Origin of the sequence: Burkholderia sp. 22313, assembly GCF_052045245.1 — a bacterium.
Lineage (GTDB): Bacteria > Pseudomonadota > Gammaproteobacteria > Burkholderiales > Burkholderiaceae > Burkholderia.
The window spans coordinates 124,235-139,513 of record NZ_JBQEON010000007.1 but is presented as its reverse complement, the minus strand read 5'-3'; the positions used below and the strand labels follow the sequence as shown (position 1 = coordinate 139,513).

15 protein-coding genes and 1 pseudogene are annotated in these 15,279 nt (G+C 63.5%); 13 read left to right on the top strand and 3 right to left on the bottom strand.

Annotation, left to right across the window (positions count from 1 at the left end):
• Window positions 1–297: 297 nt before the first annotated feature.
• Complete coding sequence (locus tag ACTJKF_RS08490; RefSeq protein ID WP_440623109.1) at window positions 298–447, bottom strand: hypothetical protein; 150 nt, start codon at window positions 445–447, stop codon at window positions 298–300.
• A 36-nt stretch (window positions 448–483) separates the two neighbouring features.
• Entirely contained in the window at window positions 484–1,188 is a 705-nt protein-coding gene (locus ACTJKF_RS08485) for a FadR/GntR family transcriptional regulator (protein ID WP_440623108.1), read from the bottom strand.
• A gap of 240 nt (window positions 1,189–1,428) precedes the next feature.
• Here ACTJKF_RS08485 and ACTJKF_RS08480 point away from each other — a divergent pair, with 240 nt between their 5' ends.
• The 10 genes from ACTJKF_RS08480 to ACTJKF_RS08435 all read left to right on the top strand — a co-directional run bounded on the left by ACTJKF_RS08480 (window position 1,429) and on the right by ACTJKF_RS08435 (window position 11,546).
• Complete coding sequence (locus tag ACTJKF_RS08480; RefSeq protein WP_440623107.1) at window positions 1,429–2,976, top strand: sugar ABC transporter ATP-binding protein; 1,548 nt, start codon at window positions 1,429–1,431, stop codon at window positions 2,974–2,976.
• Window positions 2,969–4,000, top strand: coding sequence for an ABC transporter permease (locus ACTJKF_RS08475; protein ID WP_440623155.1), 1,032 nt, complete (start codon window positions 2,969–2,971; stop codon window positions 3,998–4,000). Before ACTJKF_RS08480 ends, ACTJKF_RS08475 begins: the two co-directional genes overlap by 8 nt.
• 39 nt (window positions 4,001–4,039) lie before the next feature.
• On the top strand, window positions 4,040–4,987 hold the full coding sequence (locus tag ACTJKF_RS08470) for an ABC transporter substrate-binding protein (RefSeq protein ID WP_440623106.1): 948 nt from the start codon (window positions 4,040–4,042) through the stop codon (window positions 4,985–4,987).
• Between the two features lie 64 nt (window positions 4,988–5,051).
• Window positions 5,052–6,068 carry an aldo/keto reductase gene (locus tag ACTJKF_RS08465; protein ID WP_440623105.1) on the top strand — a complete coding sequence of 339 codons (1,017 nt, stop codon included), beginning with the start codon at window positions 5,052–5,054 and terminating at the stop codon, window positions 6,066–6,068.
• Window positions 6,068–6,937 (top strand): amidohydrolase family protein, encoded by an 870-nt coding sequence (locus tag ACTJKF_RS08460; protein ID WP_440623104.1) that lies wholly within the window; start codon window positions 6,068–6,070, stop codon window positions 6,935–6,937. Before ACTJKF_RS08465 ends, ACTJKF_RS08460 begins: the two co-directional genes overlap by 1 nt.
• Window positions 6,938–6,950: 13 nt before the next feature.
• Entirely contained in the window at window positions 6,951–7,958 is a 1,008-nt protein-coding gene (locus ACTJKF_RS08455) for a zinc-binding alcohol dehydrogenase family protein (RefSeq protein WP_440623154.1), read from the top strand.
• A gap of 24 nt (window positions 7,959–7,982) precedes the next feature.
• Entirely contained in the window at window positions 7,983–9,143 is a 1,161-nt protein-coding gene (locus ACTJKF_RS08450; protein WP_440623103.1) for a mannitol dehydrogenase family protein, read from the top strand.
• Complete coding sequence (locus ACTJKF_RS08445; protein WP_440623102.1) at window positions 9,140–10,663, top strand: UxaA family hydrolase; 1,524 nt, start codon at window positions 9,140–9,142, stop codon at window positions 10,661–10,663. Before ACTJKF_RS08450 ends, ACTJKF_RS08445 begins: the two co-directional genes overlap by 4 nt.
• Before the next feature lie 81 nt (window positions 10,664–10,744).
• Complete coding sequence (locus ACTJKF_RS08440; protein ID WP_440623101.1) at window positions 10,745–11,104, top strand: hypothetical protein; 360 nt, start codon at window positions 10,745–10,747, stop codon at window positions 11,102–11,104.
• Between the two features lie 79 nt (window positions 11,105–11,183).
• On the top strand, window positions 11,184–11,546 hold the full coding sequence (locus ACTJKF_RS08435) for an L-rhamnose mutarotase (RefSeq protein ID WP_440623100.1): 363 nt from the start codon (window positions 11,184–11,186) through the stop codon (window positions 11,544–11,546).
• Window positions 11,547–11,551: 5 nt separating this feature from the next.
• Here the strand turns inward: ACTJKF_RS08435 and ACTJKF_RS08430 are convergent.
• A pseudogene (locus ACTJKF_RS08430) lies at window positions 11,552–11,695 on the bottom strand (helix-turn-helix domain-containing protein); the annotation flags it as partial.
• Window positions 11,696–11,984: 289 nt separating this feature from the next.
• On the opposite strand from ACTJKF_RS08430, the gene ACTJKF_RS08425 reads away from it, so the two are divergent.
• The 3 genes from ACTJKF_RS08425 (at window position 11,985) to ACTJKF_RS08415 (ending at window position 15,252) form a co-directional block, all read left to right on the top strand.
• Window positions 11,985–12,983: a helix-turn-helix domain-containing protein gene (locus ACTJKF_RS08425; protein ID WP_440623099.1), complete on the top strand. Its 999-nt coding sequence runs from the start codon at window positions 11,985–11,987 to the stop codon at window positions 12,981–12,983.
• A gap of 78 nt (window positions 12,984–13,061) precedes the next feature.
• The gene (locus tag ACTJKF_RS08420; protein WP_440623098.1) at window positions 13,062–14,000 is read left to right on the top strand and encodes a SphA family protein; all 939 of its coding nucleotides are present in this window, start codon (window positions 13,062–13,064) and stop codon (window positions 13,998–14,000) included.
• Between the two features lie 22 nt (window positions 14,001–14,022).
• Window positions 14,023–15,252 (top strand): MFS transporter, encoded by a 1,230-nt coding sequence (locus ACTJKF_RS08415; RefSeq protein ID WP_440623097.1) that lies wholly within the window; start codon window positions 14,023–14,025, stop codon window positions 15,250–15,252.
• Window positions 15,253–15,279 lie beyond the last annotated feature (27 nt).

The following is a 15,279-nucleotide window of genomic DNA, read 5'->3' as shown; positions in this document are numbered from 1 at the left end:
CTCGGGGTTCCGCTGCAAGCTCCGGCGCCGTTGGGGCAGGTTACGGCGCGAAGGTCCGGAAGCAGTTCGACGAATCGGTCGAGCGGCCGTACGCTCTACATCCATCACTGTAGATCGAGGGAAGAAGACGCGGTGTACGGCCCCTGTTTGCGCGGACTCGGTCCTCCCGGTGACGACACCGTCATGCCGTCCGGGTGGACGTGAAATCCTCAGGCGAGAACGCGACTTCGCGGCGCCCGCGAAACGGTAACGGGTAGGTCAACGCTCGTCACTGACGGGCCTGGCGGCATCGGGAAATCATCGCTCGTCGGGTGCCTTCCGCGCGAACACGTTGGCGATGGGCTCGCGCATCAGCCGCGCGTTCGACTCCGCGGCATTCGACGACCGCTTGCGCGTCGCCGCGCTGCCAGTCGGCGCCGTCACACCCGACTCGATCGCGATCGTCAAGCTCGACGCGAAGCGCGCCGACATCGAGGGGACCCCTTATTGCGCAACTCCGTGTTGCAGCGCACCGCCGATCCAGCGCTCCTCCGACGCTTGAAGATGGGCGCGCATCGCAGTTTGCGCGGCAATCGCGTCGCCCGCTTGCAGCGCTTTCAGGATGTGCTCGTGCTCCCTCACTGCGGCCGCCCAGGTTTCCGAGCTCTCCGAATGTCCGCGAATCGCCACAGCGATCGGATCGTGTCGACTGTCGAACAATTCGCCCACAAAGCGGCTCAATACGGAGTTACCGGCCACCTCCGCAATAAGCATATGAAACTGCCGATCCGCATCGGTGGGCGATTTTCCCGCGACGGCAAGCCGCTTCATTCGCTCGACCGTACGGCGCAAGCGGTCAAGCGTGGCTGCCGAGAATCGCGCCGTCGCGAGCACGATGACTGAACCTTCAATGGCGCCCCGCGCCTGCATCAGCTCCAACGGGCTTTCGCCCAGCGCGGGCACCCCGCTGCCGTCACTCTCGCCTGGATCGCGAACGTACACGCCGGAGCCAATGCGTATCTCAATCTGGCCGCCAATTTCGAGGGCGATCAAGGCTTCGCGCAACGAGGGGCGTGACACCCCAAGCGTAATAGCGAGTTCGCGCTCAGGCGGCAGTCGGCCGCCGGGGGGTAATCCGCCTTGACGGATCAATGCGAGGATTTGTGCGGCCACAGATTGGTAAAGCCGCTTTGGTTCTGTCTGCTTCATGATCCGAATGATGTTCGACCGAAATGCCGGGAGCTTCGCTTGCGAAGGAAGTCTACCATGCGGCTGAATCCCCCGGCCAGCTTAGGTGATGACCCGATATGAGGGTTAACTCCATTGGTATGGTCGATTCAAAATAATAACAATTGGCTTTACCAAATGAGCGCAACAAGCTTAAATTTACTGAAACTGGACTGGCCAGTTGCCGCTTAACCTCGGCGCCAGCAACCGACGGAGACATGAATGACCAGTGCCGACCTGCGGCAATCACCGCGCCCCTCGCCCGGAGGGCCGACCGCGCAAACCATTCTGCAACTGCAGGGCGTGGGCAAGCGCTTCCCCGGCGTCGTGGCGCTCGATGGCATCGATCTGGATCTACGGATCGGCGAAGTCCATGCCGTCTGCGGCGAGAACGGCGCCGGCAAGTCGACGCTGATGAAAATCATCAGCGGGCAATACCGCGCGGACAACGGCGTCGTGCGCTACCAGGGGGCGCCGGTGCAGTTCTCGTCCACCACCCAGGCCCAGGCCGCGGGCATCGCGATCATCCATCAGGAACTGAACCTCGTCCCCCACCTCTCCGTCGCGGAAAACATCTACCTCGCGCGCGAACCCAAGCGCGGCCCGTTTGTCGACTATCGCGCGCTGAACACCAAGGCGCAGCAATGTCTGGAACGGATCGGACTGACCGTGTCACCCACGACGCTGGTCGGCACACTTTCGATTGCGCAACAGCAGATGGTGGAAATCGCGAAGGCGCTGTCACTCGATGCCCGGGTGCTCATCATGGACGAGCCCACCTCGTCGCTGACCGAGTCTGAAACGGTCCAGTTATTTCGCATCATCAAGGAGCTGCGCAGCGACGGGGTCGCCATCCTGTACATCTCGCATCGACTCGACGAGATGGCCGAAATCGTGGATCGCGTCACGGTTCTGCGCGATGGGCGCCACATCGCAACGAGCGATTTCGCATCGACCTCGGTGAACGAGATCGTCGCGCGCATGGTGGGTCGTTCGCTCGACGATGCGTACCCGCCGCGTCAATCCATTCCTACCGATCAGGTTCTGCTGAAGGTATGTGATCTGAAACGAACCGGCACGTTCGGCCCGGTGTCGTTCGAACTTCGCAAGGGTGAAATCCTCGGCTTCGCCGGCCTGATGGGTGCAGGGCGAACCGAAGTCGCCCGGGCGATCTTCGGCGCGGAGCGGCCCGATGGCGGCTCCATCCTGTTGGGCGATATCCCTATCGCAATCGGATCACCACGCGAGGCCATTCGCCACGGGATCGCATATCTGTCCGAAGACCGCAAAAAGGACGGCCTCGCCCTGGCGATGCCGGTAGCCGCCAATATCACGCTGGCCAACGTCCGCGCCATCTCGTCACGCGGCTTCCTGCGTTTCGCGGAAGAAACGGCCGTCGCCCGGCATTACGTGCGTGAACTCGGCATCCGCACACCTACGGTCAGACAGATCGCGCGGAATCTATCCGGCGGGAACCAGCAGAAGATCGTCATCGGCAAATGGTTGTACCGCGGCTCGCGGATCCTCTTTTTCGACGAGCCGACGCGTGGCATCGATGTCGGCGCGAAATACGCGATTTACGGGCTGATGGACCGCCTCGCAGCGGACGGGGTCGGTGTCGTCCTGATCAGTTCGGAACTGCCCGAACTGCTCGGCATGACGGATCGCATCGCCGTCTTTCACGAAGGGCGTATCACCGCGGTCCTTGAGACCGGAAAGACCAATCAGGAGGAGATCTTGCATCATGCATCAGGAAGAAGCCATGCTTGACATCACATCGGGCACCACACCGGCCGTCGATAAACAGGCACGGCAGCGACGCCGCGACCTGATCCAGAAATTTGCCGCGCTCGGCAGCCTGGTCGTGCTGATCGTCGCGTTTTCGTTGACGAGCTCCGCGTTCTTCTCCGTCGACAACTTGATGACCGTTGCGCTTCAGGTGACGTCGATCGCGTATCTCGGCGTGGCTGCGACGTGCGTCATCATTACGGGCGGCATCGATCTGTCGGTCGGATCGGTACTGGCGCTGGCCGGTGTCGCCGCCGCCCTGCTCGTCAAGATGGGAATCCCGGTACCCGTCGCGATGCTGGGCGGCATGCTCGTCGGCGCCGCCTGCGGATGGGTCAATGGCATCTGCGTCACGCATATGGGGCTGCCGCCATTCATTGCAACCCTCGGCATGATGTTGGTCGCCCGCGGGCTCGCGTTACAGATCACCGGCGCCCGACCCGTGTCGGGGCTCGGCGACGCCTTCGGCGAACTGGGCAACGGAGCCCTTTTCAAGATCTCGCACATCGGGGCTGACGGCTTTCCGGACACGATCTTTCCTGGCATTCCTTATCCGGTCGTCATCATGGTGGTCCTGTTCGTGGCGGTCTCGGTCCTGCTGTCACGAACGTCGCTAGGCCGCCACATCTATGCCGTCGGATCCAACGCGGAAGCTGCACGCCTGTCTGGCGTGAACGTACAAGGTGTCAAGCTCTTTACCTACGTTCTTTCGGGATTGCTCGCGGGGGCTACGGGTTGCGTCCTGATGTCGCGTCTCGTCACCGCCCAGCCGAACGAAGGTGTGATGTACGAACTCGACGCCATCGCAAGCGCGGTGATCGGCGGCACGTCGCTGATGGGTGGCGTCGGCACGATCTCCGGCACGGCCATCGGCGCATTCGTGATCGGCGTGCTGCGCAACGGCCTGAACATGAACGGTGTATCGAGCTTTATCCAGCAGATCATCATCGGTGTCGTCATTCTCGGTACCGTATGGATCGACCAACTCCGAAACCGGAAGTTGTAATCAGAAGACGAAGTTCCAACCACCATCAAGGAGCGAGACATGAAAAAGATATCCGTATTGGCTGCGGCCGCAACGATGTGCGCGATGTTCGGCGCGTATGCGCATGCAGCAGGCGGCGAAGTCGCCGTGATCGTGAAGACGGCCAATTCGAACTACTGGCAGAACGTTCAGAAAGGCGCTACCGCGGCCATGGCCAATGCAAAGGGATACACGATGACGTTCCAGGGTCCCGCCGCGGAATCCGCCATCGCTGACGAAGTCAACATGGTCGAGAATGCCGTGAACCGGCATGTCGCCGGCATTGTTCTCGCGCCCTCCGATCCGGATGCTCTCGTGCCTGCGATGAAGAAGGCGTGGGAAGCCCATATCCCGGTGGTATTGATCGACTCGGCCGTATCCGATGCCGGCAAGCAGTACTACCAGTCGTTCCTGTCGACCGACAATGCCAAAGCCGGTGAGCTCTGCGCGAAGGCGATGATCGATCGGGTCGGGCAAACCGGCAAGGTCGCGGTGATGTCATACGTGCCGGGGGCGGGCTCGGAAGTCGGCCGCGTCGGCGGATTCCGCAAGTACATCGCGGCACATTCGAAGCTGCAACTGGTCGGACCGTTCTATTCGCAATCGCAGATGGCGAATGCGCTGAACCAGACGACCGACGTCCTGTCGGCGAACCCCGATCTCAAGGGCATTTTCGGCGCCAACGAGCCGACGGCCGTGGGGATGGGGCGTGCCCTCCAGCAGTCGGGCAAAGGCGGCAAGGTCGTCGCGATCGGCTTCGACGGCAACCAGGACCTCCAAGGGTTCGTTCGGGACGGCACGATTCAGGCCATCGCCGTTCAGAGCTCCTACCAGATGGGCTACAAGGGCATCCAGACGCTCGTCAACGTGATCGAGCGCAAGCCCGTATCCAAGCAGGTGGACACGGGCGTCATGATGGTCGAAAAGCAGAACCTCGATTCGCCCGACGCGAAGAACGTCCTGTATTGACGAACCCGCCGGCGCGGTGGCCGGGATGCCGCCCGCCGGACTCTCCCCCTTTCAGACACGCTCCATGAACGCCATTGCTACGCACGCGCTGCCACGAAGCGGACTGGCCATGACCACACTGGGTTTCGGCTGTTCGCAACTCGGCGGCCTCTACAAGCCCATGTCGACCTCCGACGCCCACGCGCTCGTTGACTGGGCGTGGGATGCCGGCATCCGCTATTTCGATACCGCACCGTTCTACGGCTATACGCTCTCGGAGCGCCGAGTCGGGCAATCGCTGCAGGCGCGGGCTCGCAAGGACTACGTACTGAGCACGAAAGTCGGGCGGCTGATGCGGCCCGACGACACCGTTCAGGCCGGCGACGATGGCTGGGCGCACCCGCTGCCCTTCCGGCCCCGCTTCGACTATACGTTCGACGGCATCATGCGTTCATACGAAGACAGCCAGCAACGCCTCGGCATGCCGGCGATCGACATCCTTTATGTTCACGATATCGGTGCTGCCACGCATGGCGATCTGCATGCTCACTACTGGAAACAACTGACCCACGGCGGCGGATTCCGGGCGCTCGCCGAGCTTCGCGATTCCCATGCCATTTCCGCCATCGGACTCGGCGTCAACGAATGGGAAGTTGCCGTCGACTCGATGCAGGAAGCGGATCTCGACGTCATCCTCCTGGCGGGCCGCTACACGCTGCTCGAACAGGAGGCGCTTGCGCCGTTGCTCGATCGATGCGCGCGCGGCGATGTCCGGATCGTCGCGGGCGGCGTCTTCAACTCGGGCGTGCTGGTCGGGAACGGCAAGTTCAACTACGCGGACGCGCCCGCCGACGTCGTTCGAAAGGTCGCGCGTCTCGCCGATGTATGCGCGCGCTTCGACGTTCCGCTTGCTGCGGCCGCGCTTCAATTTCCGCTGGCCCACCCGGCCGTCGTGTCCTGCGTGGTCGGCGCCCGTAGCATCGAGCAACTGCACAAGAACATCGCCTGGCTCGAAACGCCACTCCCGCCGGAACTCTGGACGACGTTGCAACACGACGGGTTGATCGACGCATCCGCTCCGGTTCCGGAGGTTTGCGCGTGATGCCCCGAATCGACGCTCATCAGCACTTCTGGAAAATTGCCGGTCGTGATGGCTATTGGCCTCCGCAAACGCTGGATGCCATCTATCGGGACTTCGGCCCTCAGGATCTGGAGCCGCTGCTTGCGCAGTTCGGCGTGCAGCAGACCGTCCTCGTTCAGTCGCTACCGACCTTGGACGATACGCGCCATCTGCTCGACGTGTCGTCCCGAACGGGCTTCGTGTCGGCCGTCGTCGGATGGGTAGACATCAAGTCCGAGGACGCGCCGGCCCAAATCGAGTCGCTCGCCCGTCATCCGAAATTTCGTGGCATTCGCCCGATGCTGCAGGATCTCGCCGATGACGACTGGATCGACGATCCGATCGTCGAGCCCGCGGTCGACGCGATGCTCGCGCACGATCTCGCTTTCGATGCACTCGTCACGCCTCGGCATCTGCCCGCGCTGCTCGCGTTCGCCCGTCGATATCCGCGGCTGCGCATCGTGATCGATCACGCCGCCAAACCGCCGATCGTATCGGGCAGAAGTGAATCGTGGCATGTCGCGATGAGCAAACTCGCCGCGCATCGGAATGTTCACTGCAAGCTCTCCGGACTGTGGACAGAAGCAGGCCCGCGTCCCGATCTCCAGCGCGTCGAGCCGTACGTGCGCGCCGTCTGCGAGTGGTTCGGCACCTCACGGCTGATCTGGGGCAGCGACTGGCCCGTCTCCCGGCTTGCCGGTCATTTCGGCGACTACGGGGCCTGGCTCGCGTGGTGCGAACAGTGCTGCGACCGCTTCCTCGGGCCCGACGCACACGCGCGAGTTTTCAGCGGCAATGCCCGCCACTTCTACAGAATCGATCGGCCGTCCGGCGATCAACACGTTCAATAAAGAGGACGTCACCATGCTCAGCATCATTTGCGAATCGCCCGGCGTACTGCGCCACGAAGACCGCACGCCCCCTTCCCGCGCCGCCGGCGAGATCCTGTTGCGCGTCCGGCGCGTGGGCATCTGCGGCACGGACATGCATATCTATTCAGGTAATCAACCGTACCTGCAATACCCGCGGGTCATGGGCCACGAACTGTCCGCCATCGTGGCCGAGGCCGATCCCGGCGCGCATGTCGCACCCGGGGACACGGTCTATGTGATGCCCTACCTGTCGTGCGGAGCGTGCATTGCGTGCCGACAAGGAAAGACCAACTGTTGCGTCAACATCAAGGTGCTCGGCGTGCATCGCGACGGCGCGTTGACGGAGTATCTGTCGGTACCCGCCCAGTTCGTGCACAAGGCCGAAGGCGTGACGCTGGATCAGGCAGCGATGCTCGAATTTCTTGCCATCGGCGCGCATGCGGTACGCCGTGCCGATGTGTCCGACGGCCAGCGCGCCCTCGTGGTGGGCGCGGGACCGATCGGCATGGCGGCGATGCTGTTCGCGAAGCTGCGCGGCGCAGACGTCACCTGTCTGGACACACGCGCCGATCGTCTGGATTTTTGCCGCGAGCATTTTGCCGTTTCGACGGTACAAACGGGGCCGAACGACGTGGGCGAATTGTCGGCGATGACCGACGGCGAGTTTTTCGATGTGGTGTTCGATGCGACCGGCAACGTCAACGCGATGAATCGCGGTTTCGAGTTCATCGCGCACGGCGGGAAGTACGTGCTGATTTCGATTGTGCCGGGCGAGATCACGTTCTCCGATCCGGAATTTCACAAGCGCGAAGCAACCCTCCTCGGCAGCCGCAATGCCACCGCCGAAGACTTCGAGACGGTCCTCGCGGCAATGCGCGCCGGCCGCATTCCGGACAAGGCGCTCAATACGCATCGGATGAGCCTGTCCGACGTACCTGTCGAGTTTCCGAAACTGATGGAACCCGGCCAGACTGTTGTCAAGGCGCTGGTCGAGTGCTGACCGAATTCGCGGGAACCGTTCGATATGAATGAACCGATTCTTCAGTTCGGCACCAGCCGGTTTCTCCAGGCTCATGTCGCCCTGTTCGTATCGCAAGCCCTGGAGCGGGGCGACGCGATCGGAGGGATCAGCATGGTGCAGACGACCGACAATCCGGCAAGCCATGCGCGCATTGCCGCGCTGGCCAATGCGGGCAGCTATCCGGTGAAGATCCGGGGCAGAGCGCACGGCACGATCGTGGATACCGTTGTCGAATGCCGCGCCGTGCGCGCCGCGTGGATCGCCGAGCGCGACTGGGCGACGATCCGGCATGCGGTGACGCATGACGTCCGCGTCATTGTCTCGAACACAGGCGATGCCGGCTACCGCCTCGACGAGCGCGATGCGCCTGCCCTTCTCACGCTCGAGACTCATGTCCCGCGCAGCTATCCTGCCAAGCTGCTCACGCTGCTCCACGCACGGTGGCGCGAACGGCCCGACGCAGGCGTCTCGATCTTTCCCTGCGAGCTCGTCGTCCGCAATGGCGACACGCTACGCGAGCTGGTCATCGGGCTGGCTGAACAATGGGCCATGCCGGCGCCCTTCGTCGCGTACTTGTCGAAGCAATGCGTCTGGATCAACTCCCTCGTCGACCGGATCGTCTCCGAGCCGATAGAACCGGTGGGCGCAGTGGCCGAGCCCTATGCGCTCTGGGCAATCGAACGACGCCCCGGAATGGAACTGCCGTGTACGCACGAACACATCGTCGTGACCGACGATCTGCACAGTCATGAACAGCTCAAGTTGTTCTTTCTGAATGTCGGGCATACCTGGCTCGCCGACCGTTGGCTGGAGCAGCGCGCAAGCAATGCGCAAACCGTGTTCGATGCGATGAACGACACGACACTGCGCGAAGGCATCGAAGCCGTGTGGAAGGAGGAAGTCTTGCCGGTGTTCGATGCGATGGGGTTACACGCACGCGCGGAGCAGTACGCTGCGAGCGTGCGCGAACGGTTTCTGAATCCGTATCTCAACCATCACATCGCGGACATCGCGGGCAACCACGTCGAAAAGGTCCGGCGGCGAATTCTGCCGCTCATCGAACTCGCCGATTCGCTGGCAGTCGCGCCTCATCAGACACGGCTGCGCGCAACGCTCGCGCGGCATGGCGTGACATCCTCAACGGAAGAGGCAAACGCATCATGAACGATCAAATGGTCGTCGTCCTTCATAGCGACGACAACGTAGCGGTGGCTCTGAAGACGCTCGAGCCGGGCACGCCGATCGAAGCGAATGGGCTGTCGACAATCGTAACGACGTCCATTCCAGCGGGCCACAAGATGGCTACGCGCCGCATCGCGCGAGGCAGCCCGGTGATCAAATACCGGCAGACGATCGGTGTCGCGTTGGACGAAATTGCGCCGGGCGAGCACATCCATGTTCACAACGTCGGCATGCCCGAGCATCATCCTCGCAGTCCCGGGCACGACGATGCGGGTAACACGCTTATGCCGGCGGACCGGCTGGAATCATTTCAGGGTTTCGTGCGTGCGGACGGACAGGTTGGCACGCGCAACTACATCGGCGTGATCGCCAGCGTCAACTGTTCCGCCAGCGTCTGTCACGCCATCACGGACGCCTTCAAAGGCGACGCAATGGCCCCGTTCGATCGGGTGGACGGCGTGGTCGCGATCACGCACCAAAGCGGGTGCGGGATGTCGTCGACCGGAGACGGCATGGCCGTGCTTCACCGCACGCTGACCGGCTATGCCTGCAATCCGAACTTTGCGAGCGTGCTGCTGGTGGGCCTCGGTTGCGAGGTGAACCAGGTCGGGAGTCTTGTGAAGTCCCTTGAAACGACACGCGCTGCCCCGGTGAAGACCCTTGTCATCCAGGACGAGGGCGGCGTGCGCGAAACCGTGGAGCACGGCATCGCGATCGTCCGGGAAATGCTGACGACAGCCGACCGCATGAGACGCACCAAGGTTCCCGCTGCTCGGCTGAAAGTGGGACTGCAATGCGGCGGCTCGGACGGCTACTCGGGGATCACTGCCAATCCTGTGCTCGGGGCAGCGGTTGATCTGCTCGTTCGCCAGGGCGGCACTGCGATCCTTTCCGAGACACCCGAGATATACGGCGCCGAACATTTGCTGACCGCACGTGCATCCGACGCCGTGGCCGAGAGGCTGCTGGACAAACTGCGCTGGTGGGAACGGTATGCTGCCGAGGCGGGCGGCGACATGAACAACAATCCTTCACCCGGCAACAAGGCCGGCGGCATCACGACCATTCTCGAAAAGTCCCTCGGCGCGGTTTCGAAGGGCGGAAGTAGCCCGCTTAACGCCGTCTATGACTATGCGGAACGGATATCGGAATCGGGGCTTGTCTTCATGGACACGCCCGGTTATGACCCGGTGTCCGCAACGGGCCAGATCGCCGGGGGCGCCAATCTGATCTGCTTTACGACGGGGCGCGGTTCGGTGTTCGGCTCCAAGCCGGTGCCAACCATCAAGCTGGCAACGACCACCGGGCTGTTCGACCGGATGCGCTCCGATATGGACTTCAATGGCGGTCAGATCGTTGACAGTTCGCTCTCCGTCGGTGACGCCGGCACGCAACTGTTCCAGTTGATGCTGGACGTCGCCTCAGGCGCGCGCACCTGTAGCGAACAGAACGGCATGGGCGACCGGGAGTTCGTGCCATGGCTGCGCGGCCCGATTATGTGATGGTCCACATATGTTGCGCCCGGAAGACACTGGTGCGACGTACAGCGAGGCGACCTCATGCATCTCCGGAAATCATCGCTCATGGAAAAAAATCCGCTCGAACCGGCACCGTACGATAGCGATCACGAATTGCGGCTATCGACGCCGCAACTGGCGTTGCTCGAAGAGGCGCTCTCGCTCCTGCTCGACGTGCGTTCGCGCGCACTGGACATCGCAGCTCAGGTCTGTCGACGTCAAGGCAGCGCCCTCCCCGACGTCCACGACTTTCAACTGCCCGCGGTCATCGACCTGCAGCGGCGCCTTGCAGGAGCATGCGTACCGCCGGACGCGATGACACCGAAGCCGGGATTAGCAGCAGCCGCGACCGGCCGCAGCGGCGTTCCACAGCGATCGCACGCACGCGCGGCAGGTATTTCATCACCCGTTGACCTGTCCTCCTGAGCCGTCAGCACCACGCTGCCATCGTGCGTCAGGTTGGCCGGCGCCCCGCTCTTCGATCGTTATATGACATGAGGCCGTTATGCGTTATTGTCTCGCCCTGGATTTGAAAGACGATCCGGCATTGATCGCTTGTTACGAGGAACATCACCGCGCCGTATGGCCCGACGTGCTGCGGCATCTTCGCGAGCATGGGGTGCGTGGCATGGAAATTTTTCGACTCGGCACTCGCATGACGATGGTGATGGACACCGATGATTCAGTGTTCGATGCCGACCGCCTGGCCAGCGCAACAGAAGCGGATCCTGTCATTCGTGCCTGGGAAGACATGATGTGGAAATTCCAGGCTCCCACACCGTGGACGCCCGCCGGTCGCAAATGGGTACCGATGACACGGATATTCGATCTCCAAATGCAGGCGCCCAGTACGTCGGTCGAAAGTTAATCGGACGGACCGGCAGCCCGATACCGGGCAGCCAGCCGTTCAAGCTGCCGTCGACTGATCCCGAGCCGCTCCGCGGCTCGCCAAGGCATCAGACGCTGCTCGATCACGGCTTCCACGACCTTCAGACGACCCAGCTCCCGCATGCTCATGGTGATCAGTCCAGGTTGGCCCGCGATGCGCTCCGGCAGTTCAAACCGCCGCCAGCATGCGCCGAATCCCTCGAGCTACGACATTTCAACTTTGCCCAGATACGACATTACAACTTTGCTCTTACACTGCATGGGCGTGGCAATTGTGATTACGTAATATTCGCAGATTCGTTAGATATGGTGCATCCCGCCTTCGACGCCCTCAGCGCAGCGCCGGGGTAAAAACCCATTGCCAACAGCTAATTGCATGCGCATTGTCGGCGAACTCATTCGTCCATCGGTATCCGTCATGCAACCCACTTCGTTGCCGTTCCCGGACCTCGACACGGCGCCGTTCATCCAGCGCTTCGCCTCCACTGACGTCGACAGCCATGCCGAATGCACGCACGGCTGGTCGATCCAGCTCGATCAATTGTCGCCCGGGCCGTTCCAGGGCACGCTGCACGAAATTCGTTTCGACGGCATGCAATTGCTGCGCGAGCGCGTGAATCGCGCGCTACTCAAGCGCGGCGCCCAGTGCGCCGGCAGCACGTCATTCAGCATCCCGCTAGAAACCGCGGGCGCCGGATACTGCGGCGGCACGCCGCTGCGCGACAAGGCATTGCTCGTCTCTGGCGGTACGTCGCTGCCAGAATTGCGTACGCCCGACCATCAGGACGTCGTACTGCTGACGGCGCCGACCGACACGCTGCGCACGCTGGCCTGGCTCGCCGATGAAGACGGCGACGGCGACTGCACCGGAACCGTCTCGAACGAAACCAGCATCGTCCGTGTGCCATCTGCCCGCTACGATGCGTTGAGATCCCTGCTTTTGGCCGGCTTCGATGCGGCCGACACGTCGGCGCGCCCGTTCGCGCTGCCGCACACGCGCAAGATGCTGCGCGACGCCATTCTGGTCGAGCTCGTCGACGCGCTGGAAGCGTCCGGCCGCCCGGTTCGGCTCGATCCGTCCGCGCGCCACCGCGTCGTCGAGCGGGTGCGCGAGTTGGTCGTGTCGCAGCCCGACGTTCCGCTGACGGTGCTCGACGTGTGCCGCGCAGTGGGCGCGAGCCGGCGCAAACTGCAGTATTGCTTCGAGGAAATCGTCGGCACGCATCCCGCGTGGTACCTGCGCGTGCTACGGCTGAACGCGGTGCGCCGCGAACTGCGCGAGCATTCCCCCGCAAGCGCATCGGTCAGCGACGTCGCGTGCCGTTGGGGCTTCTGGCACCTGAGCCGGTTCGCGTCGCACTACCGGGAACTGTTCGGCGAACTGCCGTCCGACACGCTCAAACGGCCGCCGAGATAATTACCAAAAGCGGATAACGCTCCGGATTTTGACGTTCCTAGACTCCGTACACATTTCAACTGTACGGGGAACGGCACGATGGAAATCCTCAGACGTCCGCACGGCGTGCGGCGCTGCCGCACACGCACCACCGCCGTCGCGATCGGCACATTGGCGGCCACGCTCGCCTGCCAGCACGCCCGCGCGCTCGAAAACGACGGCCCGATCACGCCGTTCGGCGTGTTCGATTTCGGCGCGGGCATCACACCGCCGCCCACGCCGAACGGCACGCTCGCCACACGCTTCGCGTACTACTCGACCCGCACGATCCGCAACGGCGGCAACGCCGACTTCTCGCTGACGGTCGCGTCGTGGAGCCTCGCATACATCCGGATGACGAACGCGAAACTGTTCGGCGCGAACGTCGGCTTCGGCGCGGTCGTGCCGTTCCTGAACCTGAACGGACACGTGAACGTGCCGACGCCGGCGGGCACGCTGGCGATGTCGGCCGATCCGACCAACATCGGCGATGCGGACTTCCAGCCGCTGATCCTCGCATGGACATCGCCGAACCTGTTCGTCAACGTCGCGCTGCAGGTGCAGGCGCCGACGGGCGCGTTTCGCGCCACCCGTCTCTTCAATCCCGGCGTCAACCACTGGACCTTCTCGCCGATCATCGGCGCGACGTACATCACCGACAGCGGATTCGAAATCTCGACCAGCATCGAGATCGATCAGAACACGACCAACCGCGCAACGAATTATCGAAGCGGCACCGGGTTCCGCCAGGAATTCGCGCTCGGCCAGCACATCGGCCCGTTCACGGCGGGCCTGGGTGGCTACATCGAGCGGCAGTTGAGCAACGACCACGGCCCGAACGTCGACGGCAACCGCGCACGCGTGAATGCGCTGGGCCCGGCGATCAGCTACGTCGAGCCGGGCAAGCCCGCCGTGTGGCTGCATGCGTACAAGGAATTCGGCGCGCAAAACCGCGCGCAGGGGTACCAGATCGCGCTGCGTGCCGCGCTGTCGTTCTGATGTTCCGATTCGGGAGCTGTCGATGAATCCGCTTTCCTCAACGCAATCCGCGCCCTCTTATTCGCGTGCCGCCCGACAGGCCGGTACCAGCCAGGGCGCCGTGCTGCTGCTCGGCAGCAGTCTCACCGTGATGGGTGCGGTGATGATCGCGCCGGTCCTGCCGAAACTCGCGGCCGAATTCGTGCCGGTCGACCCGCGGCTGGCCGCGCTCGTCCCGCTCGTCGCGACGGGCCCCGCCCTCGCGATCGCGCTGTGCGCGCCGCTCGCAGGCTGGCTGGCCGATCGCGTCGGACGCAAGATGCTGCTGTTGCTCGCGACGCTCGTGTACGGGCTGGTCGGCGCCGCGCCGGTATGGCTCGATAGCCTCACCGCGATCCTCGTCTGCCGGTTCGCGCTCGGCGCCGCGGAAGCCTGCGTGATGACCTGCTGCACGACGTTGATCGGCGACTACTGGCGCGGGGAACAACGGGTGCGCTACGTGAACCGGCAGGTCATCACGATCGGTATCGTCGGCACGGTGTTTTTCGTGCTCGGCGGCGCGGCCGGCGAGCACGCGTGGCGCTATCCGTTCTATCTCTATCTGTTGCCGATCCTGCTCGTGCCGGCGATTGCGACCGTGCTGTGGGAGCCGCTGCACGACGGTCAGCCGGCCGAGGGCGACAGCGGCAAGCCGCAGGCCGGGCGCCGGCTCGCGCCGACGCTCGCGACCGGCTACGGGCTGATCTGCATCGGCATGGTCAGTTCGTTCGTGGTGCCCGTGCAGATGCCGCAGCTGATGGTCGACATCGGTCAGCGATCGTCGACGCTGATCGGCGCGGTCGCGGGCGCCGGCCTGCTGTCGACGCTCGCCGGTTCGATCGCGTGGCCCTGGTTGCGCGACGCGATCGGCCGCCGCTTCGTCAACGTCGTGCTCCTCGCGCTGCTCGCGGCGGGCCTGACGCTGCTGGCCCGCGCGCATACGGTGCCGGCCATCGTCGTCGCGGTCGTGATTCACGGCTTCGGCGGCGGCATGCTGGTGCCCAATGCCATCCTGCCGCTGATGCGCACGCTGTCGCTCGCGATGCGCGGCCGCGGCCTCGGCGGCTTCACGGCCGCACTCTATCTGGGCCAGTTCGTCAGCCCGCTGATCGTACTTGGATGCGCACAGGCGTTCGGCGGGCTACGCGTCGCGGTGTTCGCGATCGCGTCGGGCACAGCCGCCGCCGCACTGCTATGGGTGTTGCCGGCGCTTTGCTGCCGCGGCGACGAATGATCCATTCACGTTTTCTTGTTCTCGAAC

What these genes read in the sequence shown, in the direction of transcription:
- ACTJKF_RS08485 (WP_440623108.1), bottom strand. Translation starts at nt 1,188, where the DNA reads ATGAAGCAGACAGAACCAAAGCGGCTTTACCAATCTGTGGCCGCACAA.
- ACTJKF_RS08480 (WP_440623107.1), top strand. Translation starts at nt 1,429, where the DNA reads ATGACCAGTGCCGACCTGCGGCAATCACCGCGCCCCTCGCCCGGAGGG.
- ACTJKF_RS08475 (WP_440623155.1), top strand. Translation starts at nt 2,969, where the DNA reads ATGCTTGACATCACATCGGGCACCACACCGGCCGTCGATAAACAGGCA.
- ACTJKF_RS08470 (WP_440623106.1), top strand. Translation starts at nt 4,040, where the DNA reads ATGAAAAAGATATCCGTATTGGCTGCGGCCGCAACGATGTGCGCGATG.
- ACTJKF_RS08465 (WP_440623105.1), top strand. Translation starts at nt 5,052, where the DNA reads ATGAACGCCATTGCTACGCACGCGCTGCCACGAAGCGGACTGGCCATG.
- ACTJKF_RS08460 (WP_440623104.1), top strand. Translation starts at nt 6,068, where the DNA reads ATGCCCCGAATCGACGCTCATCAGCACTTCTGGAAAATTGCCGGTCGT.
- ACTJKF_RS08455 (WP_440623154.1), top strand. Translation starts at nt 6,951, where the DNA reads ATGCTCAGCATCATTTGCGAATCGCCCGGCGTACTGCGCCACGAAGAC.
- ACTJKF_RS08450 (WP_440623103.1), top strand. Translation starts at nt 7,983, where the DNA reads ATGAATGAACCGATTCTTCAGTTCGGCACCAGCCGGTTTCTCCAGGCT.
- ACTJKF_RS08445 (WP_440623102.1), top strand. Translation starts at nt 9,140, where the DNA reads ATGAACGATCAAATGGTCGTCGTCCTTCATAGCGACGACAACGTAGCG.
- ACTJKF_RS08440 (WP_440623101.1), top strand. Translation starts at nt 10,745, where the DNA reads ATGGAAAAAAATCCGCTCGAACCGGCACCGTACGATAGCGATCACGAA.
- ACTJKF_RS08435 (WP_440623100.1), top strand. Translation starts at nt 11,184, where the DNA reads ATGCGTTATTGTCTCGCCCTGGATTTGAAAGACGATCCGGCATTGATC.
- ACTJKF_RS08425 (WP_440623099.1), top strand. Translation starts at nt 11,985, where the DNA reads ATGCAACCCACTTCGTTGCCGTTCCCGGACCTCGACACGGCGCCGTTC.
- ACTJKF_RS08420 (WP_440623098.1), top strand. Translation starts at nt 13,062, where the DNA reads ATGGAAATCCTCAGACGTCCGCACGGCGTGCGGCGCTGCCGCACACGC.
- ACTJKF_RS08415 (WP_440623097.1), top strand. Translation starts at nt 14,023, where the DNA reads ATGAATCCGCTTTCCTCAACGCAATCCGCGCCCTCTTATTCGCGTGCC.